Below are 23110 nucleotides of genomic sequence, written 5' to 3'. Positions count from 1 at the left end.
ACCGCTCCCTCAGGCGATAACGCCCAACTGTTTACCGATACGCGTAAATGCGTCAACCGCACGTTCAATTTGTTCAGTCGTGTGGGCCGCTGACATCTGAGTACGGATGCGCGCCTGACCTTTTGGTACTACCGGGAAGAAGAACCCAGTGACATAAATGCCTTCTTTTTGCAGTTCACGCGCAAAGTTCTGCGCCACAACCGCTTCACCTAACATCACCGGGATGATGGCGTGATCCGCACCCGCCAGGGTAAAACCTGCTGCGGACATTTTCTCGCGGAACAAACTCGCGTTTGCCCACAGACGAGCACGAATTTCAGCGCCGGTTTCCAGCATTTCCAGAACTTTGATGGATGCTGAAACGATAGCCGGTGCCAAAGAGTTAGAGAAAAGGTATGGGCGAGAGCGCTGGCGCAGCCACTCAATCACTTCTTTACGACCCGCGGTATAGCCGCCGGATGCGCCGCCGAGCGCTTTGCCCAACGTGCCGGTAATGATGTCTACACGATCCATCACATCGCAATATTCATGCGTGCCACGACCATTTTCACCGACAAAACCAACCGCGTGAGAATCATCAACCATCACCAGCGCGTCATACTTATCAGCCAGATCGCAAACGCCATTCAGGTTCGCAATCACGCCATCCATAGAGAACACACCGTCGGTGGCAATCATGATATGACGAGCCCCTGCCGCACGCGCTTCTTTCAGGCGAGCCTCAAGCTCTTGCATATCGTTGTTTGCATAGCGATAACGCTGCGCTTTGCACAGACGCACGCCATCAATAATAGACGCGTGGTTCAGGGCATCAGAAATAATCGCATCTTCTTGGCCGAGCAGCGTTTCAAACAGGCCGCCGTTGGCATCGAAGCAGGAAGAGTAAAGAATCGCATCTTCCATTCCGAGGAAGCCCGCAAGTTTACCTTCCAGCTCTTTATGGCTGTCTTGTGTCCCACAAATGAAACGCACAGATGCCATCCCAAAACCATGTGTATCCATGCCCTGCTTTGCGGCATCGATCAGTTGCGGGTGATTAGCGAGCCCCAGATAGTTATTGGCGCAGAAGTTAATGACATGGCTGCCATCAGCAACGGTAATATCGGCTTGTTGAGCAGAAGTAATGATACGTTCTTCTTTAAACAACCCTTCCGCTCGTGCGGTTTCAAGTTGGGTTGTTAACTGTTGGTAAAAATCTCCGCGCATTGCGATTCTCCAGGCATGGCTAATTTCGGCACATATTACCCAAACCTATACCAGGACACGAGATTACGCTTCAATGAAATTGAAATTTGCAGCATAAATCACGAGGCGTAGAAACTTCCTCATATTAGGCGGGTCCATGAATGTAATGGTATGATAAGAGCCATTAGCGCGTGAGGTATTGTGCCTTACGGCCCTCTTTTTTTAAGGTTTTCGCTTATGATTATTGTCACCGGCGGTGCTGGCCTTATTGGCAGCAACATCATTAAGTCACTGAATGATATCGGCCATACTGATATCCTGGTGGTCGACAACCTGAAGGATGGCACCAAGTTCGCCAACCTCGTTGATTTGAATATTGCCGACTACATGGATAAAGAAGACTTCTTAATCCAGATTATGGCAGGTGAAGAATTCGGCGATATCGAAGCAATTTTCCATGAAGGTGCTTGTTCTTCCACCACCGAGTGGGATGGCAAGTACATGATGGATAATAACTATCAGTACTCAAAAGAAGTTCTGCATTACTGCCTCGAACGCGAAATTCCATTCCTGTATGCCTCATCAGCTGCAACCTATGGCGGCCGCAACAGCGATTTTATTGAGTCTCGTGAATTCGAGCAGCCGCTGAATGTTTACGGTTACTCCAAATTCCTGTTCGACGAGTACGTGCGCCAAATTCTGCCTGAAGCTAACTCCCAGATTACTGGCTTCCGTTACTTCAACGTCTACGGGCCGCGCGAAGGCCATAAAGGCAGTATGGCAAGCGTTGCATTCCATCTGAACACTCAGTTGAACAACGGCGAAAATCCAAAACTGTTTGAAGGCAGCGATAGCTTTAAGCGTGACTTCATTTACGTGGGTGATGTTGCAACGGTTAACCTGTGGTTCTGGCAGAACGGCGTATCCGGTATTTATAACTGCGGTACCGGTCGTGCGGAATCCTTCCAGGCCGTTGCTGACGCAGCCCTGGCATTCCATAAAAAAGGCAGCATTGAGTACATTCCTTTCCCGGAAAAACTCAAGGGCCGCTATCAGGCATTTACTCAGGCCGACTTAACCAATCTGCGTGCCGCAGGTTACGACAAGCCATTCAAAACTGTTGCCGAAGGCGTAACAGAATATATGGCCTGGCTGAACCGTGACGCATAAGCAGGTAGCCTGACGCATGAAAATACTGGTGATTGGCCCGTCATGGGTGGGCGACATGATGATGTCGCAAAGTCTCTATCGCACGCTCAAGGCGCGCTATCCCCAGGCAATCATTGATGTGATGGCACCGGCATGGTGCCGTCCATTACTGTCACGTATGCCAGAAGTTAACGAAGCGTTGGCGATGCCACTTGGGCATGGCGCTCTGGAGATTGGCGAACGTCGCCGTCTTGGACACGCCCTGCGTGCTAAACGTTACGATCAAGCCTATGTGCTGCCAAACTCATTCAAATCTGCACTGGTTCCTTTCTTTGCCAATATCCCGCAACGTACTGGCTGGCGAGGTGAAATGCGCTACGGATTGCTCAACGACGCTCGCGTGCTGGATAAGCAAGCCTGGCCATTAATGGTCGAGCGTTACGTTGCGTTAGCCTATGAGAAAGGGGTAATGCAATCGGCTAAAGATCTCCCACAGCCGTTGCTATGGCCTAAGTTGCAAGTTAACGAAAGCGAAAAGCTCCAGACGACTGCTGCATTTAGCCTCGATGCCAAACGCCCGATTATTGGTTTCTGCCCTGGTGCTGAATTTGGTCCGGCGAAACGCTGGCCGCATTATCACTACGCAACCCTTGCAGGCAAACTCATTGATGATGGCTATCAAGTTGTGTTGTTTGGTTCGGCAAAAGATAAAGAAGCCGGGAATGATATTGTTGCCGCATTAACCACGCAGCAGCAGGCTTATTGCCGTAATCTGGCGGGAGATACTGAACTCGAGCAAGCCGTCATTTTGATTGCCGCTTGCCAAGCTGTGGTCACCAATGATTCCGGTTTAATGCACGTTGCCGCAGCGCTCAATCGCCCACTTGTTGCGTTGTATGGCCCAAGCAGCCCAGACTTTACCCCACCGTTATCGCATAAAGCGCGAGTCATTCGCCTGATTAGCGGCTATCACAAAGTGCGTAAAGGTGACGCCGCAGAAGGCTACCATCAAAGTTTGATTGATATTTCTCCTGAGCGAGTCATGGAAGAGCTTGCAGCCTTGCTGCTAGCGGAGAACGAAGCGTAATGCGGGTATTAATCGTCAAAACATCGTCAATGGGCGATGTGCTGCATACTTTGCCTGCGCTGACTGACGCAATGAACGCCATTCCGGGTATCCGCTTCGATTGGGTAGTAGAAGAAGGCTTTGCACAAATCCCCACCTGGCATCCGGCTGTGGATAAAGTTCTTCCAGTGGCGATTCGTCGCTGGCGTAAAAGCTGGTTTTCAACTGCAGTGAAAGCCGAGCGTGCGGCATTCTATCAAGCGCTACGTGTTGAGAATTACGATCTCATCGTTGATGCTCAGGGACTAATAAAGAGCGCAGCTCTGGTGACTCGTAAAGCCCGCGGGACAAAACATGGTATGGACTGGAATAGCGCCCGTGAACCGTTAGCCAGCCTCTTCTACAATCACCGGCATTCAATCGCGAAACAGCAACATGCTGTGGAACGTACACGTGAGTTATTTGCCAAAAGTATTGGTTATCAGAAGCCTGAAAAACAAGGCGACTATGCAATAGCCCGGCATTTTCTGGCTACCGCGCCGTCAGATATGGGGGAATATATGATTTTCCTTCATGCCACCACACGCGATGAAAAACACTGGCCGGAATCACACTGGCGAGATCTTATTCAATTAATGCACAATACTGGCTTACGTATTAAACTCCCGTGGGGCGCAAATCACGAGCACGAACGGGCAATTCGTTTAGCTGAAGGATTTGATAATGTTGAAGTGTTGCCACGTCTGTCCCTTGAACAGGTAGCCAAACAACTTGCCGGAGCCAGAGCTGTTGTCTCCGTCGATACCGGATTAAGTCATCTGACCGCCGCATTAGGTCAGCCAAATATCACATTGTATGGCCCAACCGATCCGGGTTTAATTGGTGGCTACGGTGAAAATCAACATGAAATCAGGGGCGCAGGAAAAAGTATGGCTAACATCACCGCTGTAGACACATTTACCGCACTCCAGAAAATTAGCCACTTAAAGACAGAATAACGATTAATGAGCTATCTAATCCTCTTTATCCTCTTTCTTCCGTTCAAATTGATCGGAAAACTGTTTTATAAAAAAACAGGCCGGAACTTACTCATTCAAACGGCAAAAATAGGCGATTTCGTCAACGTAACGCCCTTGCTCGCCCATCTGAAGCATAGTGATGTTTTGATCAGCAAAACCGTTCTTCCTTTGGCTAAGCATGATGAAACTATCGATACCATTTTCTTAATTGAAGAACATAAAAAGAGCCTATGGCGCAAGTTTCGCCTGGCTTTCAAATTTATGAATCGCTACGAAAATGTTTACTTGTTACATCCAAATAGTACGAATCTTTTCTTTGCATCCGTCTGCAATGCGAAGAACAAACAGTACCTGTCGACTTACACGCGTCGCTGGTATCAAGCTCCGCTTTACTTTACAGCTACTGGTACTGTTGAACACAGCAAAGACCAATTAACTGTCGACGATTACCTTAAGCTCGCTGATCGTAACCTGAGCTGGCGTAATGTTCCTAAGCATGCAACCCGGCCATTAAGAAAGCCTGAGCCCTACCCAATATCGCTTGATAAACAAAATGTTATCAAAATTGGTCTGAGTATATCTGCAGGAAACAAATCAAAAACTATTCCTGCCGTAGTATGGAAAAAAGTATTTGATGCGTTAGGTGACCTAAATTGTATTTACTATGTTTTCGGTCCTCAAAGCGAACAAGTATGGCTCGATGACTTGCATCGTGAAGTCGGAGTACGAGAAGATATAGTAAGTCTGATTGGCGAATTACCTTTGGAAGACGTCCCTTTTGCCATCAGTAAAATGGATTTCTATATTGCATCAGACTCTGGAAATGTTTATATAGCAGATGCAGTTGGTGTCCCTATTGTTCTCATTTATGGCCCGTGCTGCATTGAAGAGCAACGTCCATTAGGTAACGTTCTGTTGATTGGTCACAAAGAGTATGAAAAATCATATATCTTTGAAGCCCCTTACTATTTTGATCGCTCAAGAGAAGAGATGTTTGCGTTGAGTGATGATGATTTATCTGATATTTACAGCTTTATTACTAATCATGAGAACAATATATAATAGGATAAAATGAGAATCTGATGGGCACCTTGACGAAACAAATATATCGCTATACGCATCCGAGAAGTATGCGTCATAATGAAAACCTATGGCCTTATATCAAAATCCAACGAGATGAATTTGGTGCAATCTCTGAATTATTCTATAAAAGCAGTCAAATCCCACTACAAAACTTATCAACTCTCAGAGGTAGTTATAATGGTAGGATTCTACTAATTGCAACAGGCCCTTCGATAAAAAAAATAGATTTTTCATCTATTCCTAAATTACCAACTATTGGGGTTAATGGTGCCTGGAATCTTCATAAAGAAGTTGATTTTAATATTTACATCATAGTTGATATGACTTTTATTGATAATAGACCAGAGTTTCTGGAGCAAATTATAGCTAAAAGTGATTTAACGTTATTCACTACAATGCATGGTATTATTAAAATTGTTGATAGATTCTCAATGAACAACATTAAATGTAAGTTAGTTGTCATTGAGGATAAATGCTACAAAATATACGAGAAAAAAATATTATCGGATAATGTAAAAAAAACATTCACATCTCATCAGGATATTTTATTTCTTAAAAACTCAGATAGGATTGCATTTAATTATGATATTAGGACCGGAGTGTTTGATGCCGGAACAGTTGTATATTGGTCTCTCCAAATACTCGCTTTTTTAGGATTTAATAAAATATATATTGCAGGTTTAGATATGAACAATTTTTCTAAACCTAGATTTTATGAAACAACTGATAATATGCTCCCCTCTTTTCTTAATGAGAAACTGCATGACATTATCATTCCAGCTTTCACTCTTGCCAGCCAGGCATTGAGAAATAAAAATATTGAAGTCATAAACTTATCCCAAGATAGCGCAATTCCGTCTTATATTTTCCCAAAACTGGATTATCGTGATGCTTTTAAATAAAACCTCGCGCATAGAGAAATCATATGCATTCATTTTTATAGCATTTATTTTTTTCAGTGCTATTTTTTGTAACATCTCAAAAGTCAACCTTTTTTTCCATGTTTCACTTATCCTCTTTATAGGGACATTAATTTTCTCTCATAAAACGAGAATAACCTTCATCAATGATCAGCCCTATTTAAAAGGGTTAATTTTCCCGCTAATATTCTTAATATATTTTTCCCTTTCTAATCTATGGTCTAATAACCCCGGTAATATAAGCTCAACATTGAAGCATGCACTTTATCTCTTAACCTTCATATGTCTCTATCGTCAGATGGAAAAACTTGGTTATAAAAAGTATGTTATGGGTGCTGTATATATCGGCATGACTCTGCTTTCAATTTTTACTTTAGTTATGGTTGACAAGACAACACTCGCAGTCAATAGACTTGATATTGCTTTCCCTTGGGCACCGGATAATGTTATTGATTTGGGTGGCTACATGGCAATAGGTATTTTTTGCGGATTAATATTTATTCGTGAAACAGGTAAAAACTGGCTCTATTTGTTAATACCCATTCTACTCACATCGCTCTTACTCACTCAAAGTCGTGGGCCACTAATCGCTTTTATTGCCGCGTTTATACTCTTATTTATCATAAATCCACGTTATACTAAACAGCATATATTTTATGGCCTTGGAATAATCAGCATAGTTATAGTAGTTGTATTTCTGACAAATTTTTCAGCTATATTCATCGATCGACTTGAAAGCTTATACCAACAGAGCTTTATTCGATTCGGCATTTGGCAAAATGCACTAGAACTTGCAAAACAAAAACTGGTTTGGGGTTGGGGCTTTGATCAAAATTTAACGTTTATAAATAGCATCGGCCAAAACATTTCCACAACCCATACAATTTATCTCGCATCATTACTAAAAGGTGGTCTGATTGGTTTTTCAATTCTAATGATGGTTATTGGGTATGGATTACTTCAAGTCCCCAAACATATAAGAGTCAATCATAAAATAGAAGGATCTATTTTTATATTTTCTCTGATTTATTATATGTCTCAGGGAATGTTTATTATTGGAAATCCTCAAGAATTTTGGTTCCTATTCTGGTTCCCCTTGTCTGTAATTCTAAGTACGCCAATAAAATCGACAGCACCATAATTATGAAAAAACAAGTGCAGTTTACTGTACTTGTTTTTCTTTTAGCCCATAATACTCAGCCAGCGTCATCCCCACAGTTCTTTCAGCAAGCCAGGAAAATAACGTCTCTAAATCCTGATATAACCGCTCAATATCAGCTACATTTTTAAATGTAGGGCTACCACCCGGCATAAACTCCGAGGAATGGAGCATAAACTCCACGTAGTCGTTGCCCTCAGCTAATGTTTTTTCCGCAACCGCTATCATTTGTGCTGAGTTACCGCCCGATGGGCGCAACCAATGAACGGAAGGACTACGATATTTACCACGAAGCCGGTCATAGCTTTGTTTAAAGCTATTCATTAACGGGCTGTGCTTATATTGAATGCTCATTGGGACTTCGAGCAGCGTAGAGTTACCGGACTGGCTAATATTTTCCAGATCCATGAAATAAGCCTGGGTCGGGAAATGTTGATAATTCGTTCCACCATTGCCTGTTGGCGCACCCTTAGCATTTCGCCAGTTAACCCTTGGGGTCACTGAACAATCCACCTTATAACCCAGCTCCACCAAAAGTTTGGCGTAACGACTATCAAATGCCCAACGACCTGCACGATGGCTGATCATTTTTGTGCCGAAAGTTTCTTCCAATAGAGTGGTCATAGAAACCACCTTCTCGCGTAGGACCTCATCAGGATACTCAATCAGATAAGGCTGCCAGCGCCAGTCATCACCGGTTAAATCATAATCCGGTGGGCTATTCCATGCATGCAAGTGCATGCCAACTTCACCCTGGCCACGAGCAATTACATCCTTAGCAAATTCGATGTAATCCGGGTCGATAGCCATTTCGTAATTTGTCAGCCAAACCGGTTTAAAACCATATTTCTCACACAATGCCTGGAAACGAGGTAAAAAACGGGCATTCTCAGTTTTGATTTGCCGGTGGTTTTGCCACAGATTATCGCCTTCGGTATCAATAGTAATGATGAATGCTGGTTTAGTCATTTCCGTCTCTGAGCTAACACGAGGTTTACATCATGTTACGCAGCCTGTCTGATTAGGGCAAACCGCTTACGTTCAAATTTCTGACTTCTGAGCACAAATGTAGCAACCATACTCAAGGTCTATTAGAATCACCCTCTGGTTGATCACCTAAAGATGATAATGAATAACGCCTTGAATTCTCTCGCAAGCGAGCCACCTGCTCGCATTCTACTGATAAAGTTGCGCCATCATGGTGACATGCTGCTCACCACCCCAGTGATCAACTCATTACATCAGGCATGGCCACAGGCAGAAATTGATGTCCTGCTATATGAAGAAACACGCGATATGCTAGCGGCTCATCCGTTCATTCATCGTATTTATGGCATTGACCGTAAGTGGCGAAAACTCGGTACTCGCCAGCATTTATGCAAAGAATGGCAGTTACTCAAAACGCTGCGCGAGCAAAAATATAATCTGGTTATCAACCTTGCCGATCAGTGGCGTAGCGCCATTGTGACTCGTTTCACTGGCGCCCCTTCACGCATCGGTTTCGATTTCAATAAACGTCGCGGGTGGTTCTGGCGCAATTGCCATACGCAGCTTGCATCGGTAGCCCACCATCAGACTCTGCATACCGTTGAACAAAACTTATCCATCCTTGCTCCGCTTGGTATCTCTGAATGTCGCAGTGTGACAATGAGTTACCAGCCTGAAGACTGGCAAACCGTGCAAACTACGTTGCAAAGCAAAGGTGTGGAAGGTTCATTTATCGTGGTGCAGCCTACATCCCGCTGGTTCTTCAAATGCTGGGATGAGAGCAAAATGGCGCAAACTATCACAGCGCTACAAAATGACGGCCATACTCTTATTTTGACTTCCGGTCCCGATAAGAATGAAAAAGCGATGATTGAGAAAATCCGCGCATTCTGCCCTCCAGAACGCATTCATTCCCTGGCTGGTGAATTAACCCTGCGACAATTAGCTGCGCTCATCGATCATGCTCGTTTGTTTATTGGCGTTGATTCTGTACCTATGCATATGGCGGCTGCGTTAAGAACGCCCTGCATCGCATTATTTGGCCCGTCAAAATTGACGTTCTGGAGCCCGTGGGATGTCGTCGGTGATGTTATCTGGGCTGGTAACTTCGGTGAGCTTCCCGATCCAGACAAGATTGATACCAATACTAAAGAACGTTATCTCGATGCCATTCCGGTTGATGTCGTTGTTGCTGCCGCAAGGAAACAGTTGTTATGAAGCGCTGCCGTCTGGCAATCGTCCGCCAAAAATATCGCCCGGATGGAGGTGCCGAGCGTTTCGTTTCACGTGCACTTGAAGCATTAAGTGCCCATGACATGGAACTCAACGTTATCACCCGGCAGTGGGAAGGCGAACGCCAGGATAACTGGCATATTCATATATGTGACCCAATGAAGCTTGGGCGAATCAGTCGTGAAAAAGGCTTTGCTGATGCGGCCAGGAAACTTTGGCAACGTGAAAATTTCGATATTGTTCAGAGTCATGAGCGCATCGCAGGGTGTGATATTTATCGGGCTGGTGATGGCGTTCATCGCCGCTGGTTAATGCAGCGAGCCAGGATTTTACCGGCATGGCGTGGAAAGTGGTTGTTTATGGACAGATACCACCGCTATGTCATGCAAGCTGAAAGGGCTATGTACCAGGCTCCTGAGCTAAAAGCCGTAATCTGCAATGCGGAAATGGTGAAGCAAGAAATCATCGAAGATTTCTCTATACCTGCTAACAAGATACATGTCATCTATAATGCCATTGACTCCTCCCGCTTCGTTTCAGCAAATGAAGAATTGAGAGCTAAGTTACGTAATGAAATGACCATCCCGCAAAATGCGGTGGCGCTGGTTTTTGTAGGATCGGGATTTGAGCGCAAAGGGCTTGCCAGTGCGATAAGAGCCATCGCGGGCACAGATCGCTATCTTGTCGTTGTCGGACAGGATAAAGCCGATAAACAGTACCAAGAACTGGCACAATCGTTGGGATGCCAGAACCGAGTGCGGTTTACGGGGATGCAGAAAAACACACTACCTTTCTATCAAGCTGTTGATGGACTATTACTGCCAACGCTATATGATCCATTCCCTAATGTGATACTTGAAGCAATGGCATGTGGTTTACCGGTTATTACTTCACACACCTGTGGTGGTGCTGAATTTATTACAACCGGACAAAATGGATACGTTTGTGATGCACTCGATATCCCACGATTGTCAGAAGCGGTAATGGCAATACCATCGCGCTTTGTTGATGAAAGTATGGGGATGTTTGCTCGTGAACGAGTCAAGGATGCGACACCGGAAAAACTTTCACAGCAACTTATTTCGCTGTATCAAAACATACTGGATTAGATAATGCGTATCCTAATGGTTATTGATGGTTTACCTGGCGGCGGTGCTGAAAAAACCGTTCTAACCCTATCGCAAGGTTTGGTGGGCATGGGCCATCAGGTTTCCGTATTTTCTCTGCGCCGTGTCTGTGACTATGACATCCCTGAAGGCGTTGATTATCAAGTCATTCTGGATACCTGCAAAAAACCCTGGCGCAAGCTAACTGAACTCTCTCGCCGTGCAGCTCTGCTCGATAGCGCAGTTGAACAAGCGCAGAAAAAAGGGAAATTTGACCTCATCTTTTCGCATCTGCATAAAACCGATCGCATTGTTGCCCACACAAAATCTATACCGCGTGAAAAGCTCTGGTATTGCGTGCATGGCATGTTCTCCTTCTCGTATCTCCAACATCGCCATGGCTTCTCCCGTTGGTTAAAACGTAAAAAAATTCAAAGTGTTTACCAGAACAGTAACGTCGTCGCCGTTTCTAAAGCGGTGCTGCAAGATATTACTCAGGGTTTCGACATCACGCTTTCCCGCAGCTCCGTGATACATAACCCATTCGACATTGACGGGATTCATTTACGAGCGAAAGAGCCATGTGAGATGGCGGGGCAGGACTATCTCATTCATGTTGGGCGTTTCCATGAGCATAAGCGCCATGATCGACTCATCAATGCCTATGCACTTAGTAAGATTCAGATTCCATTAGTCTTGATGGGTAGCGGTAGTGAAGAACGCATTGCCGAAATTAAAGCAATGGCTTCTGCCGCGGGCGTTGCCGACCGCGTCATTATCAAATCATTCGTTCCCAATCCTTATCCGTGGATTGCCAATGCACGCATGCTGCTGTTGAGCTCAGATTGCGAAGGGTTTGGTAACGTATTAGTGGAAGCTCTGATTTGCCAGACACCAGCAGTCAGTACTCGCTGCCCGGGTGGGCCTGCAGAAATTCTCACAGAGGGACTGGCACGTGGCCTTTCGGGTATGACTGCTCAGGAACTTGCGAATACCATGCTGGATATTTATAACAATCCACCGATTATCGATTCCACGAAGATTGAGTCTTATAGCATTGGTGCCATCTGCCAGCAGTACTTGTCGCTGGCGGCAGAAGAAAGATAACGAAATTTTCAGGTAATTTTATGCCACAAAACCTACGTCCACTTCTTAGCGTTGTCGTTGCTGTTTATAACGGCGAACTTTTCTTGGCCAAATTTTTTGCCTGCCTTGAAGCTCAGAATATCAGCAGCATGGAAGTCATTATGGTGAACGATGGTTCAACCGATGGCTCGATGGCGATAATTGAAGCATGGCGCAGCAAATTCCCCGGCATGAAAGTTCTGGAGCAGGAAAACCAAGGCGTTTCTATTGCACGTAATACAGGACTTGCAGTGGCTACAGGCCAATACCTTTCCTTCCCGGACATTGATGACGACTTTAAACCTGGCATGTATCGTCATCTTCTTGATTTAGCGCTGAAAAACAACCTGGATGTTGTCACCTGCAATGGTAATTATGTCTATGAAAATAATAAGAAACCTTCACGCCCAATTTTCCCGCAGGACAAACTTCAGTCTACTGATGTACTGACCGGCCCACAGTGGCTAAAGCGCGCTCTCGATTCACGCAAGTTTCTGCATGTCACGTGGCTGAATCTTTATCGCCATGATTTTATTCGTGAACATGGATTTACGTTTGAACCTGGTTTGCGCCATCAGGACATTCCGTGGACAACTGAAGTGTTACTAGCCGCAGAACGTGTTCAATATACTGACGAGCAATACTACGATTACTACATTCATTCAGCCTCGGTTTCCCACAAACCCGATACTGATGACACGCTCATCCGCTCCGCTCGCCACTACATGAAAATTCTGGAAATGCTGGATGCTATTAACCAGCGCTATCCTGAAGCCGTCAAAAACATTCCAGCCTGCAATTGGCAAATTGCAAAAGAAGGCCTTGGAATACTGCATACTTTCAACAGCATGAAAGATCCGCATAAAAAGAAGATGATCATCCAGGAGCTTTTTGATCGCGGTATCTGGCGCCTTATCTGGAAAAATGCCCGCGGCTTCCGCCTGCGCTGGCGCTTGGGGCGTCGTTATCTAAAACTAAAGAAAGCAACACGAGTACCTGGTTGAGAAGCATTTCTTTTACGGGTAGTGCTTACTACCCGTCATTTTTGCAACATGACACAAACTGCTCCGAATACTAAGCAATGCCTTCGTGAAGTTACCAAAACAATAGCTTTAAGCTTCCCGAATGCTTAGAATTTGCCCGCCGATAATGAAAATACGGAAAATTCGCTTGGAATCGTTGTATACCGCACTGTTCTATCTTATTCAGCCAATTGTATGGCTGCGACTATTACTCCGTAGCCGTAAAGCTCCCGCGTATCGTAAACGCTGGGCGGAACGCTACGGTTATTGCCGTGGAAAAGTGGAGCCCGATGGTATTCTTCTGCATTCAGTTTCCGTAGGTGAGACACTGGCGGCAATTCCGTTAGTGCGAGCCCTACGCCATCGTTACCCAACGATTCCAATTACCGTCACCACGATGACCCCTACCGGCTCTGAACGTGCTCAGTCGGCGTTTGGGCAAAACGTACATCACGTCTATTTGCCTTACGATCTCCCCTGCGCCATGAAGCGCTTTTTCAACACCGTGCGTCCGAAATTGGTCATCGTGATGGAAACCGAGCTATGGCCAAACATGATCAACGAATTACATAAACGTAAAATCCCGTTGGTCATTGCCAATGCCCGTCTCTCTGCCCGTTCGGCAAATGGATATAAAAAGCTGGGTAATTTCACTCGTCGCCTGATGAGCAAAATCACGCTTATTGCTGCGCAAAATGAAGAAGATGGCGGTCGTTTCATCGAACTAGGATTGAAACGCTCGCAACTGACTGTTACCGGCAGCCTGAAATTTGATATCTCTGTGACTCCAGAGCTTGCCGCACGCGCGATTACGCTACGCCGCCAATGGGCTCCACATCGCAAAGTCTGGATTGCTACCAGCACCCATGATGGAGAAGAGAGCATTATTCTTGATGCGCACCGCCAGTTGCTGGCCAAATTCCCTGATTTATTACTCATTCTTGTCCCACGCCACCCGGAACGTTTTAAAGACGCACGGGATATGGCTCAGAAAGCTGGTTTCAGTTACATCATGCGCAGCAGCGGAGAAAAACCGTCCAACAGCACGCAAGTGGTGATTGGCGATACGATGGGCGAACTGATGATGCTGTACGGGATTGCCGATCTCGCCTTTGTTGGCGGCAGCCTGGTTGAGCGTGGAGGTCATAACCCACTGGAACCTTCTGCTCATGCAATTCCGGTCTTAATGGGCCCGCACACCTTCAATTTCAAAGATATATGCGCCAGATTGCAGAATGCTGATGGGCTGATTACCGTCACCGATGCCAACTCACTGGTCAATGAAATCACCACTTTGCTGACTGATGAAGATTATCGTCTTTACTACGGTCGCCATGCAGTTGAAGTGCTTCACCAGAATCAAGGCGCACTGCAACGCTTGCTACAATTACTGCAACCGTATCTGCCACAACGGAGCCATTAATGCCCAATCGTTTGTCCGTCGTGATGATCGCTAAAAATGCGGCAGACGTATTGCCAGAATGCCTGGCTTCAGTCTCATGGGCAGATGAGGTGGTGTTGCTGGATTCAGGAAGTACCGATTCTACCGTCGAGATAGCCCTTCAGGCAGGTGCGAAAGTTTTCATTAATGAAGACTGGCAGGGTTTTGGCAAACAACGTCAGCTCGCACAGAGCTATGCCAGCCACGATTATATTTTGATGATCGATACCGATGAGCGCGTCACACCCGAACTGGCCAGCGCCCTCGAAGCGGTACTAGAAAACCCTCAGCCAGATACTGTTTACAGTATTGCACGCCGCAACCTGTTCCTCGGACGCTTTATGCGCCACAGCGGCTGGTATCCCGATCGTGTGACTCGCCTCTATGCCCATTCGCGCTATAGCTATAATGACAATCAGGTTCATGAATCTCTCGAAGCACCCGGAGCAAAAGTTGTCCCACTTAAAGGGGATTTGCTCCATTTGACCTGCCGTGATTTCGCAAGCTTCCAACGCAAACAGTTAAATTATGCGACCGCGTGGGCGCAAGAGCGTCATCAACGCGGCAAGCGCGTCTCTATTGCGGGTATTTTCGGTCACACGCTTGGGGCATTTTGTAAAACTCTGTTGTTGCGTGCTGGTTTTCTCGATGGGAAGCAGGGCTGGTTACTTGCAGTCGTCAATGCACAATATACGTTTAACAAGTACGCTGAACTCTGGGCACTGAATCAAAGCTACACGGAAAACAAACCACTATGACCACCCGAGCGATTTACCCAGGCACATTTGATCCCATTACCAATGGTCATCTGGACATAGTGACTCGCGGTGCGATGATGTTCGATACCTTAATTCTGGCTATCGCTAACAGCCCGCATAAAAAAACTCTCTTCACACTGGAAGAAAGAGTTCAGCTCGCTCAAGGGGTTACGGCGCATTTTCCTAATGTAGAAGTTGTCGGATTTAGCGACCTGATGGCGAATTTTGCGAAGACCCAGCAGGCGAATGTCCTGGTCCGCGGGCTACGCACAGCAGCAGATTTTGAATATGAGATGCAGCTGGCTCATATGAACCGTCATTTAATGCCAGAGCTTGAAAGCGTATTCCTGATGCCGTCGAAAGAGTGGTCTTTTGTCTCTTCATCGCTGGTAAAAGAAGTCGCCCGCCATCATGGTGATGTCGCTCATTTCCTGCCGAAAGCAGTTTGCAAAGCGTTACTGAAAAAAATGAACCAGCCCCAATAGCATTCGAGTTGCAGGTAGGCGGCAAGGAAGCTAATCCCCAGGAGCTTACTCTAGTAAGTGACTGGGGTTAGCGAGCGCAGCCAACACCCCTGCGGCTTGAAGGATGATGGGGATAATTAATTTTGGCAATGGCGGCAATAAAAAGTACTGCGCTGCCCATGCTTGCTGATAATAATTGGCGCACCACAAACCCTGCATGGTTCACCTGCCCGTCCGTAAACCTGTAATTCCTGAGCGAAATAGCCCGGTTTACCATCAGACTGAAGGAAATCTTTTAGCGTCGTCCCGCCTTGTTCTATCGAACGAAGCAGCACCGCTTTTATCGTTTTAACCAGTAAATCACATTCTATTTGAGACAATGACTGCGCAGCTCTGTCCGGATGGATCCCCGCAGCAAACAGCGATTCACTGGCGTAAATGTTACCCACTCCCACCACCAGCTTGTTATCCATCAGCCACGGCTTAATGGCGATTTTCTTTTTCGCGGATTTTTCACGCAGATAATCAGCCGAAAATTCGCCGCTTAGTGGTTCTGGGCCAAGATGCGCCAGCACATTGCTACCTTCCAGCTCCTTCGCCCACAGCCATGCACCGAAACGGCGCGGATCGGTATAACGCAGGACTTTGCCATTGCTCATCACCAAATCGACATGGTCATGTTTTTCAGCGGGATAATCTTCAGGAAGAATGCGCAGGCTACCCGACATGCCAAGATGGATAATAATCCAGCCATCGGGAAGTTCGAGCAGCAGGTACTTAGCGCGACGCTGCACACTTAAAACGGGTTTATCACTCAGAGCATGGATTTCATCGGAGACAGGCCAACGCAGTCGACCATTACGCACGACAGCATGCAAGATGGTTTCACCAACCAGATGCGGCTCTATACCACGTCGGCTGGTTTCTACTTCAGGTAACTCAGGCATCAATCCTCCACACTCAAAGTCCTAAAACAAAAAAACCCCGCCGAAGCGAGGTTTTCATCAAAGATACTAAAATTATTTAATTTTAGCTTCTTTGTACAGTACGTGTTGACGGACAACTGGATCGAATTTTTTCAATTCCAATTTTTCCGGCTTAGTACGCTTGTTCTTCGTGGTGGTATAGAAGTGACCAGTACCAGCAGAAGAAACCAGCTTGATCTTCTCGCGAACACCTTTAGCCATGACTTAGTTCCTCTTAGTACTTCTCGCCACGGGTACGCATATCGGCCAAGACCGTTTCGATACCCTTCTTATCAATTACACGCATACCTTTAGCAGATACACGCAGTGTGACAAAACGCTTCTCGCTCTCAACCCAAAAACGGTGAGAGTGCAGGTTCGGCAGGAAACGGCGTTTGGTCGCGTTCATTGCGTGGGAACGGTTATTACCGGTCACCGGACGCTTGCCAGTAACTTGGCAGACTCGGGACATGTCTATTCTCCAAAAATCAAATTAGCTCGAGCTTCGTATAGGGTTATGGCGCCTCGTCAGGCCGCAAGCCTGGTCCCTGGCGGTTCAATGTGAACCACAGTGCCAGGCGCATAATGCCAAAACCCGAGATTCTCAAAGGTGGCGTAGTATACGCTGCCTAACGCATGTGCTCAAGTCCCGAACAGACAAAGATCCCCAAGGATCGCGCAATTCGTCTTAAATCCACCCACGTTCGGCAAAAGAAACGTACTCTCCACGGCCAATAACAAGATGATCGAGCACTCGAATTTCCATAAACAGGCAAGCTTTTACGATACGTTCAGTAATAACACGATCAGCTTTACTCGGTTCTGCTCGACCAGACGGGTGATTATGCGCGAGTATTAGCGCCGCTGCATTGGATTTCATCGCTTCACGCACAATTTCTCTCGGATGAACCTCAACATGGTTCAATGTTCCCGAAAACATAGGGCAATGTTTAATCACCCGATGCTGATTATCTAAAAAAATAACCATAAAGATCTCACGCTCTGCTGTGGTCAATTGGCTTTGGATGAAATCCCTTACGGAATCAGGCCCCTTGAGCGTTAATTCCTCAACACCACGAGAATAGTAATAACGCCTCGCAAGCTCAGCAATGGCATTCAACTGGGTGTATTTCGCGCTCCCAATACCTTTCACATCTTTGAATTGCGAATAATCAGCCGACAGCAGCCGACTTAACGAGCCAAACTGATGTAGCAAGCTTTGCGCAAATGCCATGACATTCATATTCCTGCAGCCAGTGCGTAAGAAAAGCGCCAGTAACTCCACGTCAGATAATGCGCTAGCCCCAAATTTCAAAAGCTTTTCCCGCGGCATATCCGCTTTGTCTTGCCTCAATGACTCATCCATCAGAACCTCCTTGCCCTTCGTTATCACTATTTAGCACAACTCAAGCAATGGACACGACACGCAGATATTCTCCATGCGGGATGTCTCGCAAACTGCAAAAAGTCGATACCGAATGAGTGTGGTAAAATATTCAGATGACTGTGACTTCTGGTGGAAAAATCATGATTGGGCTTGCTGGCAAAAAAATTGTTCTGGGTGTGAGCGGCGGTATCGCTGCTTACAAAACACCAGAACTGGTACGCCGTCTGCGCGAACGCGGCGCTGAGGTGCGGGTAGTAATGACTGAGGCCGCCAAAGCCTTTATTACGCCACTGAGTTTACAAGCCGTGTCAGGTTATCCTGTATCAGATAGCTTGTTAGATCCCGCAGCAGAAGCGGCTATGGGGCATATCGAATTAGGCAAATGGGCTGATTTAGTTATTCTTGCGCCGGCGACAGCTGATTTAATTGCCCGCATTACCGCAGGGATGGCAAATGACCTGGTGAGCACAATTTGCCTTGCGACACCCGCACACGTTGCCGTTTTGCCAGCCATGAACCAACAAATGTATCGGGCAACAGCAACTCAGCACAATCTTGAGGTTTTATCTACGCGCGGCCTATTGATCTGGGGGCCCGATAGCGGCAGCCAGGCCTGTGGCGATATAGGTCCTGGCCGTATGCTTGACCCATTAGCGATTGTTGAGATGGCAGCGCAACATTTTACTGTCATCAAAGATCTGCAACATCTTAATGTCATGATTACCGCAGGCCCAACTCGTGAACGCCTGGACCCGGTGCGTTACATCACCAACGATAGCTCAGGGAAAATGGGCTACGCAATTGCAGCTGCTGCTGCTGCACGTGGTGCAAATGTGACATTAATTTCCGGCCCTGTTTCTTTGCCAACTCCACCATGGGTAAAACGCATTGATGTCACCACGGCCCTCGAAATGGAAGCCACGGTTCAACAACATGTCCAGGGGCAGCAAATTTTTGTTGGCTGTGCGGCTGTTGCAGACTATCGTGCCGCCGCCGTTGCTGAAGAAAAAATCAAAAAGCAAGGCGATGAAATCACAATAAAAATGATAAAAAACCCGGATATTGTCGCCGGTGTCGCAGCACTTTTAACTCATCGTCCTTATGTTGTTGGGTTTGCCGCCGAAACAAATAATGTGGAAGAATACGCCAGGCAAAAACGCGTGAGTAAAAACCTCGATCTGATTTGTGCGAACGATGTTTCACAAGAAGGTCAGGGATTTAACAGCGAAAACAATGCATTGCACCTTTTCTGGCAGGATGGAGATAAAGTCTTACCTCTTGAGCGTAAGGAACTCCTTGGCCATCTTTTACTGAACGAGATAGTTACCCGTTATGATGAAAAAAATCGACGTTAAGATTCTGGACCCACGCGTTGGCCAACAGTTCCCACTGCCGACTTATGCAACTTCCGGCTCCGCAGGTCTTGACCTACGTGCCTGTCTGGATGAGGCCGTAGAGCTTGCTCCTGGTGTCACCAAGCTTATTCCAACCGGGCTGGCTATCCATATCGCCGATCCATCTCTGGCGGCAGTCATTCTGCCTCGTTCAGGACTTGGTCATAAGCATGGCGTAGTGTTAGGCAACCTTGTCGGGCTGATAGACTCCGATTACCAGGGTCAGTTAATGGTTTCCGTGTGGAACCGTGGACAAGACCACTTCACCATCGAACCCGGCGAACGCATTGCACAAATGGTGTTTGTGCCTGTCGTTCAGGCTGAATTCAATTTGGTAGAAGATTTCGACTCTAGTGACCGAGGCGAAGGCGGTTTCGGCCATTCTGGTCGCCAGTAACTTCGTTTATAAACGTAACCCCACAGCGTAAAAAATGTGAAAAAACCGCAAACTTTAAGTTTGCGAGCGCTGTGTGGCTACTTGCCTGACAAGTGTGTTATTTCAGGGGTATTTTAGAACATGGCAGAAAAACAAACCGCGAAACGGAATCGTCGCGAAGAAATACTTCAGTCTCTGGCCCAAATGCTTGAATCCAGTGATGGAAGCCAACGAATCACAACTGCCAAGCTCGCGGCGGCTGTTGGCGTTTCCGAAGCTGCACTTTATCGACATTTTCCTAGTAAAACGAAAATGTTCGATAGTCTTATCGAGTTTATTGAAGACAGCCTAATTACCCGTATCAATCTCATTTTGAAAGATGAGAAAGACACACACTCTCGGTTACGTTTGATTGTTCTACTGATTCTCGGGTTTGGCGAACGCAACCCTGGACTTACACGTATTCTCACCGGCCATGCGCTGATGTTTGAACAAGACCGCCTGCAAGGCCGCATCAACCAGCTCTTTGAACGTATTGAAGTACAATTGCGTCAGGTGATGCGAGAAAAGAAGATGCGTGAAGGCGAAGGGTTTGTTACCGATGAATCGCTGCTGGCAAGCCAGCTTCTGGCATTCTGCGAAGGGACATTATCGCGTTTTGTACGTAGCGAATTCCGCTATCTGCCTACCGATGATTTTGATACCCGATGGCCACTGGTTGCCTCCCAGCTTCAGTAATTGAAAAGGGCCTTTTAAAGGCCCTTTTTCTTACACACCGTACTGAGTACGGTATTCCTGCACAGCCGCTAAATGCACAGCCATCTCAGGTTTTTCTTCAAGGTATTCAACCAAGTCTTTCAGAGTGATGATTGAAATCACTTTGCACTGGTAATCACGCTCAACTTCCTGAATCGCTGATATCTCACCACGGCCACGTTCCTGGCGGTCCAGAGAAATTAGCACGCCAGCCAGTGATGCATTATTAGCGGCAATAATTTCCATGGACTCACGGATTGCGGTACCTGCGGTGATTACATCATCCACCAGCATTACACGCCCTTGCAGCGCGCTACCAACCAGATTGCCACCTTCACCATGGTCTTTGGCTTCTTTGCGATTAAAGCAATATGGCAGATCAAGCTCATGATGTTCGGCCAACGCAACGGCGGTAGTCGTCGCGATTGGAATCCCTTTGTAAGCCGGCCCAAACAGCAAATCAAACTCAATTCCGGAATCCACTAACGCGGCAGCGTAAAAACGGCCCAATAGTGCCAGGTCGCGCCCGGTATTGAACAGCCCGGCATTGAAGAAATAAGGGCTGGTACGCCCGGATTTCAGCGTGAATTCGCCAAACTTAAGTACCTGCTTGTTAAGCGCAAACTCAATAAACTGGCGCTGATACGGTTTCATGGATTTGCTCCTCAGTAATTAAGACAAAAAAAAGGCGACTCTCAGAGTCGCCTAAAATCAATTTTCTAACGCCGCCTTCTGCGCCGTTACGATAGATTCAATTCCCCCTCGCGCCAGCGCCAGTAGCGCCAGTAGCTCTTCATGGGTGAACGGCTCGCCTTCAGCGGTGCCCTGAACCTCAATCATTCGGCCATCTTCCATCATCACGACGTTCATGTCGGTTTCTGCGGCAGAATCTTCAACATATTCCAGATCGCAAACAGCAGCACCATTAACGATACCAACTGATACTGCAGCTACCATCCCTTTCATCGGGTTGGTTTTTAATTTACCTGCGGCCACCAGCTTGTTCAGTGCATCAGCCAGAGCAACACAAGCACCAGTGATTGAAGCTGTACGAGTACCGCCGTCAGCCTGCAGAACATCACAGTCCAGCGTAATGGTGTATTCACCGAGAACCTTCAAATCTACTGCTGCGCGAAGCGAGCGAGCAATCAGACGCTGAATTTCAAGAGTACGACCGCCTTGCTTACCTTTTGCTGCTTCACGGAAGTTACGAGTATGCGTTGCACGAGGCAGCATCCCGTATTCTGCTGTGATCCAGCCCTGGCCCTGGCCTTTCAGAAAACGCGGAACGCCTTCTTCAACAGTGGCGGTGCAAAGTACTTTAGTGTCGCCGAACTCGACCAGCACGGAGCCTTCTGCGTGTTTGGTGTAATTACGAGTCAGGGTGACTGGACGCACTTGTTCGGCGCTACGACCTGATGGACGCATGGGTTATCTCCGGGCTAAAACGAATGTGGCTGCGCATTATACGGACTTCACTCGCTTATTCCTATCCTGGAAGTCCAGGCATGGCTATAATCCCCACATCTATTACGCAATACGGTTACGAAATATGATCCGCAGTATGACCGCCTATGCCCGACGTGAAGTAAAAGGCGAATGGGGCAGCGCCTCCTGGGAGTTACGTTCGGTAAACCAACGCTATCTCGAAACTTATATTCGTATGCCGGAACAGTTCCGCAGCCTCGAACCAGTGGCTCGCGAGCGTATCCGCACCCGCTTAACCCGTGGAAAAATCGAATGTAACCTGCGTTTCGAACCTGATGCTCGCTCTCAAAGCTCTTTGCTGCTCAATGAAAAACTGGCTAAACAGCTAGTTGAAGCAGCTAACTGGGTGAAAATGCAGAGTGACGAAGGCGAAATCAATCCGGTTGATATTCTGCGCTGGCCAGGCGTGATGTCGGCTCAGGAACAAGATCTTGATGCCATCACCGCTGAAATTCTTGCAGCCCTTGATGGCGCACTGGATGACTTCATTATTGCTCGTGAAACCGAAGGCGAAGCTCTGAAGGCGATGATTGAGCAACGCCTGCAAGGCGTGAGCGCTGAGGTCGTCAATGTTCGTGCACAGATGCCTGAAGTTTTAAAATGGCAGCGTGAACGCCTGGTGGCAAAACTGGAAGATGCACAAGTTCAGCTTGAGAATAACCGTCTGGAGCAAGAACTTGTGCTGATGGCTCAGCGTGTCGACGTTGCTGAAGAGCTGGATCGCCTGGAAGCGCACGTCAAAGAGACATACAACATTCTTAAGAAAAAAGAAGCTGTTGGCCGTCGCCTCGACTTTATGATGCAAGAATTCAACCGCGAGTCGAATACTCTGGCATCAAAATCTATCAATTCAGATGTCACCAATTCAGCGATTGAATTGAAAGTGCTGATTGAACAGATGCGTGAGCAGATCCAGAACATCGAGTGATGTTCACATTGCCTTTCTAAGCCCGCACTATGCGGGCTTTTACCATCCAGGCAACCTTAAGCATCAATTTAAGTAATCCACTTCACATAGATAAAGCAC

General features: G+C 46.8%; 25 protein-coding genes. 17 read left to right on the top strand and 8 right to left on the bottom strand.

What is annotated here, in order from left to right:
• Positions 1–9 precede the first annotated feature (9 nt).
• The gene (gene kbl / locus LVQ79_RS18290) at positions 10–1206 is read right to left on the bottom strand and encodes a glycine C-acetyltransferase (protein ID WP_232866003.1); all 1197 of its coding nucleotides are present in this window, start codon (positions 1204–1206) and stop codon (positions 10–12) included.
• A gap of 216 nt (positions 1207–1422) precedes the next feature.
• Here kbl and rfaD point away from each other — a divergent pair, with 216 nt between their 5' ends.
• Genes rfaD through LVQ79_RS18260 form a run of 6 tightly spaced genes read left to right on the top strand, consistent with a single transcriptional unit; the run spans position 1423 to position 7563 of the window.
• A complete protein-coding gene (gene rfaD, locus LVQ79_RS18285; protein WP_232866002.1) occupies positions 1423–2355 on the top strand; it encodes an ADP-glyceromanno-heptose 6-epimerase in 933 nt (310 codons plus the stop codon).
• A 16-nt stretch (positions 2356–2371) separates the two neighbouring features.
• Positions 2372–3421, top strand: coding sequence for an ADP-heptose--LPS heptosyltransferase RfaF (rfaF, locus tag LVQ79_RS18280; protein ID WP_232866001.1), 1050 nt, complete (start codon positions 2372–2374; stop codon positions 3419–3421).
• Positions 3421–4398, top strand: coding sequence for a lipopolysaccharide heptosyltransferase RfaC (gene rfaC, locus LVQ79_RS18275; RefSeq protein WP_232866000.1), 978 nt, complete (start codon positions 3421–3423; stop codon positions 4396–4398). The genes rfaF and rfaC overlap by 1 nt, the downstream gene beginning before the upstream one ends.
• Positions 4399–4404: 6 nt before the next feature.
• Positions 4405–5481, top strand: coding sequence for a glycosyltransferase family 9 protein (locus LVQ79_RS18270; protein WP_232865999.1), 1077 nt, complete (start codon positions 4405–4407; stop codon positions 5479–5481).
• 20 nt (positions 5482–5501) lie between these two features.
• Positions 5502–6404, top strand: a complete 903-nt coding sequence (locus LVQ79_RS18265; protein WP_232865998.1) for a WaaZ-like lipopolysaccharide core biosynthesis protein — start codon at positions 5502–5504, stop codon at positions 6402–6404.
• Entirely contained in the window at positions 6391–7563 is a 1173-nt protein-coding gene (locus LVQ79_RS18260) for an O-antigen ligase family protein (RefSeq protein ID WP_232865997.1), read from the top strand. The genes LVQ79_RS18265 and LVQ79_RS18260 overlap by 14 nt, the downstream gene beginning before the upstream one ends.
• A gap of 21 nt (positions 7564–7584) precedes the next feature.
• Here LVQ79_RS18260 and LVQ79_RS18255 read toward each other — a convergent pair whose 3' ends face one another.
• Positions 7585–8550 carry a polysaccharide deacetylase family protein gene (locus tag LVQ79_RS18255; RefSeq protein ID WP_232865996.1) on the bottom strand — a complete coding sequence of 322 codons (966 nt, stop codon included), beginning with the start codon at positions 8548–8550 and terminating at the stop codon, positions 7585–7587.
• 159 nt (positions 8551–8709) lie between these two features.
• On the opposite strand from LVQ79_RS18255, the gene rfaQ reads away from it, so the two are divergent.
• The 7 genes from rfaQ to coaD all read left to right on the top strand — a co-directional run bounded on the left by rfaQ (position 8710) and on the right by coaD (position 15738).
• Entirely contained in the window at positions 8710–9786 is a 1077-nt protein-coding gene (rfaQ, locus tag LVQ79_RS18250) for a putative lipopolysaccharide heptosyltransferase III (protein ID WP_370639866.1), read from the top strand.
• Positions 9783–10910, top strand: a complete 1128-nt coding sequence (locus LVQ79_RS18245) for a glycosyltransferase family 4 protein (protein ID WP_232865994.1) — start codon at positions 9783–9785, stop codon at positions 10908–10910. Before rfaQ ends, LVQ79_RS18245 begins: the two co-directional genes overlap by 4 nt.
• Before the next feature lie 3 nt (positions 10911–10913).
• A complete protein-coding gene (locus LVQ79_RS18240) occupies positions 10914–12014 on the top strand; it encodes a glycosyltransferase (protein WP_232865993.1) in 1101 nt (366 codons plus the stop codon).
• Between the two features lie 20 nt (positions 12015–12034).
• Positions 12035–13036: a glycosyltransferase gene (locus LVQ79_RS18235; protein ID WP_232865992.1), complete on the top strand. Its 1002-nt coding sequence runs from the start codon at positions 12035–12037 to the stop codon at positions 13034–13036.
• A gap of 166 nt (positions 13037–13202) precedes the next feature.
• Positions 13203–14477, top strand: coding sequence for a lipid IV(A) 3-deoxy-D-manno-octulosonic acid transferase (gene waaA, locus LVQ79_RS18230; RefSeq protein WP_034461461.1), 1275 nt, complete (start codon positions 13203–13205; stop codon positions 14475–14477).
• Positions 14477–15253, top strand: coding sequence for a glycosyltransferase family 2 protein (locus LVQ79_RS18225; RefSeq protein ID WP_232865991.1), 777 nt, complete (start codon positions 14477–14479; stop codon positions 15251–15253). Before waaA ends, LVQ79_RS18225 begins: the two co-directional genes overlap by 1 nt.
• Positions 15250–15738, top strand: a complete 489-nt coding sequence (gene coaD / locus LVQ79_RS18220; protein WP_232865990.1) for a pantetheine-phosphate adenylyltransferase — start codon at positions 15250–15252, stop codon at positions 15736–15738. The genes LVQ79_RS18225 and coaD overlap by 4 nt, the downstream gene beginning before the upstream one ends.
• A gap of 116 nt (positions 15739–15854) precedes the next feature.
• Here coaD and mutM read toward each other — a convergent pair whose 3' ends face one another.
• From mutM to radC, 4 genes are all read right to left on the bottom strand, one after another.
• Positions 15855–16664: a bifunctional DNA-formamidopyrimidine glycosylase/DNA-(apurinic or apyrimidinic site) lyase gene (mutM, locus tag LVQ79_RS18215; RefSeq protein ID WP_232865989.1), complete on the bottom strand. Its 810-nt coding sequence runs from the start codon at positions 16662–16664 to the stop codon at positions 15855–15857.
• Positions 16665–16736: 72 nt separating this feature from the next.
• The gene (gene rpmG / locus LVQ79_RS18210; RefSeq protein WP_002208990.1) at positions 16737–16904 is read right to left on the bottom strand and encodes a 50S ribosomal protein L33; all 168 of its coding nucleotides are present in this window, start codon (positions 16902–16904) and stop codon (positions 16737–16739) included.
• A 13-nt stretch (positions 16905–16917) separates the two neighbouring features.
• Entirely contained in the window at positions 16918–17154 is a 237-nt protein-coding gene (rpmB, locus tag LVQ79_RS18205) for a 50S ribosomal protein L28 (RefSeq protein WP_034461465.1), read from the bottom strand.
• Positions 17155–17370: 216 nt separating this feature from the next.
• Positions 17371–18048: a RadC family protein gene (gene radC / locus LVQ79_RS18200; protein ID WP_151995399.1), complete on the bottom strand. Its 678-nt coding sequence runs from the start codon at positions 18046–18048 to the stop codon at positions 17371–17373.
• 164 nt (positions 18049–18212) lie between these two features.
• Here radC and coaBC point away from each other — a divergent pair, with 164 nt between their 5' ends.
• The 3 genes from coaBC (at position 18213) to slmA (ending at position 20577) form a co-directional block, all read left to right on the top strand.
• Positions 18213–19424 carry a bifunctional phosphopantothenoylcysteine decarboxylase/phosphopantothenate--cysteine ligase CoaBC gene (coaBC, locus tag LVQ79_RS18195; RefSeq protein ID WP_232866042.1) on the top strand — a complete coding sequence of 404 codons (1212 nt, stop codon included), beginning with the start codon at positions 18213–18215 and terminating at the stop codon, positions 19422–19424.
• Positions 19402–19860 (top strand): dUTP diphosphatase, encoded by a 459-nt coding sequence (gene dut / locus LVQ79_RS18190; RefSeq protein ID WP_064514998.1) that lies wholly within the window; start codon positions 19402–19404, stop codon positions 19858–19860. Before coaBC ends, dut begins: the two co-directional genes overlap by 23 nt.
• 120 nt (positions 19861–19980) lie before the next feature.
• Positions 19981–20577, top strand: coding sequence for a nucleoid occlusion factor SlmA (gene slmA, locus LVQ79_RS18185; protein WP_151995400.1), 597 nt, complete (start codon positions 19981–19983; stop codon positions 20575–20577).
• A 30-nt stretch (positions 20578–20607) separates the two neighbouring features.
• On the opposite strand, the gene pyrE is transcribed toward slmA, so the two are convergent.
• Together pyrE and rph are read right to left on the bottom strand one after the other, a co-directional pair.
• On the bottom strand, positions 20608–21249 hold the full coding sequence (gene pyrE, locus LVQ79_RS18180) for an orotate phosphoribosyltransferase (protein WP_151995401.1): 642 nt from the start codon (positions 21247–21249) through the stop codon (positions 20608–20610).
• 57 nt (positions 21250–21306) lie between these two features.
• Positions 21307–22023 (bottom strand): ribonuclease PH, encoded by a 717-nt coding sequence (gene rph, locus LVQ79_RS18175; protein ID WP_034461471.1) that lies wholly within the window; start codon positions 22021–22023, stop codon positions 21307–21309.
• A 124-nt stretch (positions 22024–22147) separates the two neighbouring features.
• On the opposite strand from rph, the gene LVQ79_RS18170 reads away from it, so the two are divergent.
• Complete coding sequence (locus LVQ79_RS18170; RefSeq protein ID WP_151995402.1) at positions 22148–23011, top strand: YicC/YloC family endoribonuclease; 864 nt, start codon at positions 22148–22150, stop codon at positions 23009–23011.
• Positions 23012–23110: the final 99 nt, after the last annotated feature.

Source organism: Buttiauxella cochleicola (genome assembly GCF_021282405.1).
GTDB classification, from domain to species: domain Bacteria; phylum Pseudomonadota; class Gammaproteobacteria; order Enterobacterales; family Enterobacteriaceae; genus Buttiauxella; species Buttiauxella massiliensis.
The sequence above is the reverse complement of the archived record's forward strand: the minus strand, read 5'-3'. Positions and strand labels throughout refer to the sequence as shown.

What these genes read in the sequence shown, in the direction of transcription:
- rpmG (WP_002208990.1), bottom strand. Translation starts at nt 16,904, where the DNA reads ATGGCTAAAGGTGTTCGCGAGAAGATCAAGCTGGTTTCTTCTGCTGGT.
- kbl (WP_232866003.1), bottom strand. Translation starts at nt 1,206, where the DNA reads ATGCGCGGAGATTTTTACCAACAGTTAACAACCCAACTTGAAACCGCA.
- dut (WP_064514998.1), top strand. Translation starts at nt 19,402, where the DNA reads ATGATGAAAAAAATCGACGTTAAGATTCTGGACCCACGCGTTGGCCAA.
- LVQ79_RS18240 (WP_232865993.1), top strand. Translation starts at nt 10,914, where the DNA reads ATGCGTATCCTAATGGTTATTGATGGTTTACCTGGCGGCGGTGCTGAA.
- rfaF (WP_232866001.1), top strand. Translation starts at nt 2,372, where the DNA reads ATGAAAATACTGGTGATTGGCCCGTCATGGGTGGGCGACATGATGATG.
- rfaQ (WP_370639866.1), top strand. Translation starts at nt 8,710, where the DNA reads ATGAATAACGCCTTGAATTCTCTCGCAAGCGAGCCACCTGCTCGCATT.
- slmA (WP_151995400.1), top strand. Translation starts at nt 19,981, where the DNA reads ATGGCAGAAAAACAAACCGCGAAACGGAATCGTCGCGAAGAAATACTT.
- rpmB (WP_034461465.1), bottom strand. Translation starts at nt 17,154, where the DNA reads ATGTCCCGAGTCTGCCAAGTTACTGGCAAGCGTCCGGTGACCGGTAAT.
- radC (WP_151995399.1), bottom strand. Translation starts at nt 18,048, where the DNA reads ATGGATGAGTCATTGAGGCAAGACAAAGCGGATATGCCGCGGGAAAAG.
- coaD (WP_232865990.1), top strand. Translation starts at nt 15,250, where the DNA reads ATGACCACCCGAGCGATTTACCCAGGCACATTTGATCCCATTACCAAT.
- LVQ79_RS18225 (WP_232865991.1), top strand. Translation starts at nt 14,477, where the DNA reads ATGCCCAATCGTTTGTCCGTCGTGATGATCGCTAAAAATGCGGCAGAC.
- LVQ79_RS18265 (WP_232865998.1), top strand. Translation starts at nt 5,502, where the DNA reads ATGGGCACCTTGACGAAACAAATATATCGCTATACGCATCCGAGAAGT.
- LVQ79_RS18170 (WP_151995402.1), top strand. Translation starts at nt 22,148, where the DNA reads ATGATCCGCAGTATGACCGCCTATGCCCGACGTGAAGTAAAAGGCGAA.
- rfaD (WP_232866002.1), top strand. Translation starts at nt 1,423, where the DNA reads ATGATTATTGTCACCGGCGGTGCTGGCCTTATTGGCAGCAACATCATT.
- pyrE (WP_151995401.1), bottom strand. Translation starts at nt 21,249, where the DNA reads ATGAAACCGTATCAGCGCCAGTTTATTGAGTTTGCGCTTAACAAGCAG.
- rfaC (WP_232866000.1), top strand. Translation starts at nt 3,421, where the DNA reads ATGCGGGTATTAATCGTCAAAACATCGTCAATGGGCGATGTGCTGCAT.
- LVQ79_RS18260 (WP_232865997.1), top strand. Translation starts at nt 6,391, where the DNA reads ATGCTTTTAAATAAAACCTCGCGCATAGAGAAATCATATGCATTCATT.
- LVQ79_RS18235 (WP_232865992.1), top strand. Translation starts at nt 12,035, where the DNA reads ATGCCACAAAACCTACGTCCACTTCTTAGCGTTGTCGTTGCTGTTTAT.
- LVQ79_RS18270 (WP_232865999.1), top strand. Translation starts at nt 4,405, where the DNA reads ATGAGCTATCTAATCCTCTTTATCCTCTTTCTTCCGTTCAAATTGATC.
- LVQ79_RS18255 (WP_232865996.1), bottom strand. Translation starts at nt 8,550, where the DNA reads ATGACTAAACCAGCATTCATCATTACTATTGATACCGAAGGCGATAAT.
- mutM (WP_232865989.1), bottom strand. Translation starts at nt 16,664, where the DNA reads ATGCCTGAGTTACCTGAAGTAGAAACCAGCCGACGTGGTATAGAGCCG.
- LVQ79_RS18245 (WP_232865994.1), top strand. Translation starts at nt 9,783, where the DNA reads ATGAAGCGCTGCCGTCTGGCAATCGTCCGCCAAAAATATCGCCCGGAT.
- rph (WP_034461471.1), bottom strand. Translation starts at nt 22,023, where the DNA reads ATGCGTCCATCAGGTCGTAGCGCCGAACAAGTGCGTCCAGTCACCCTG.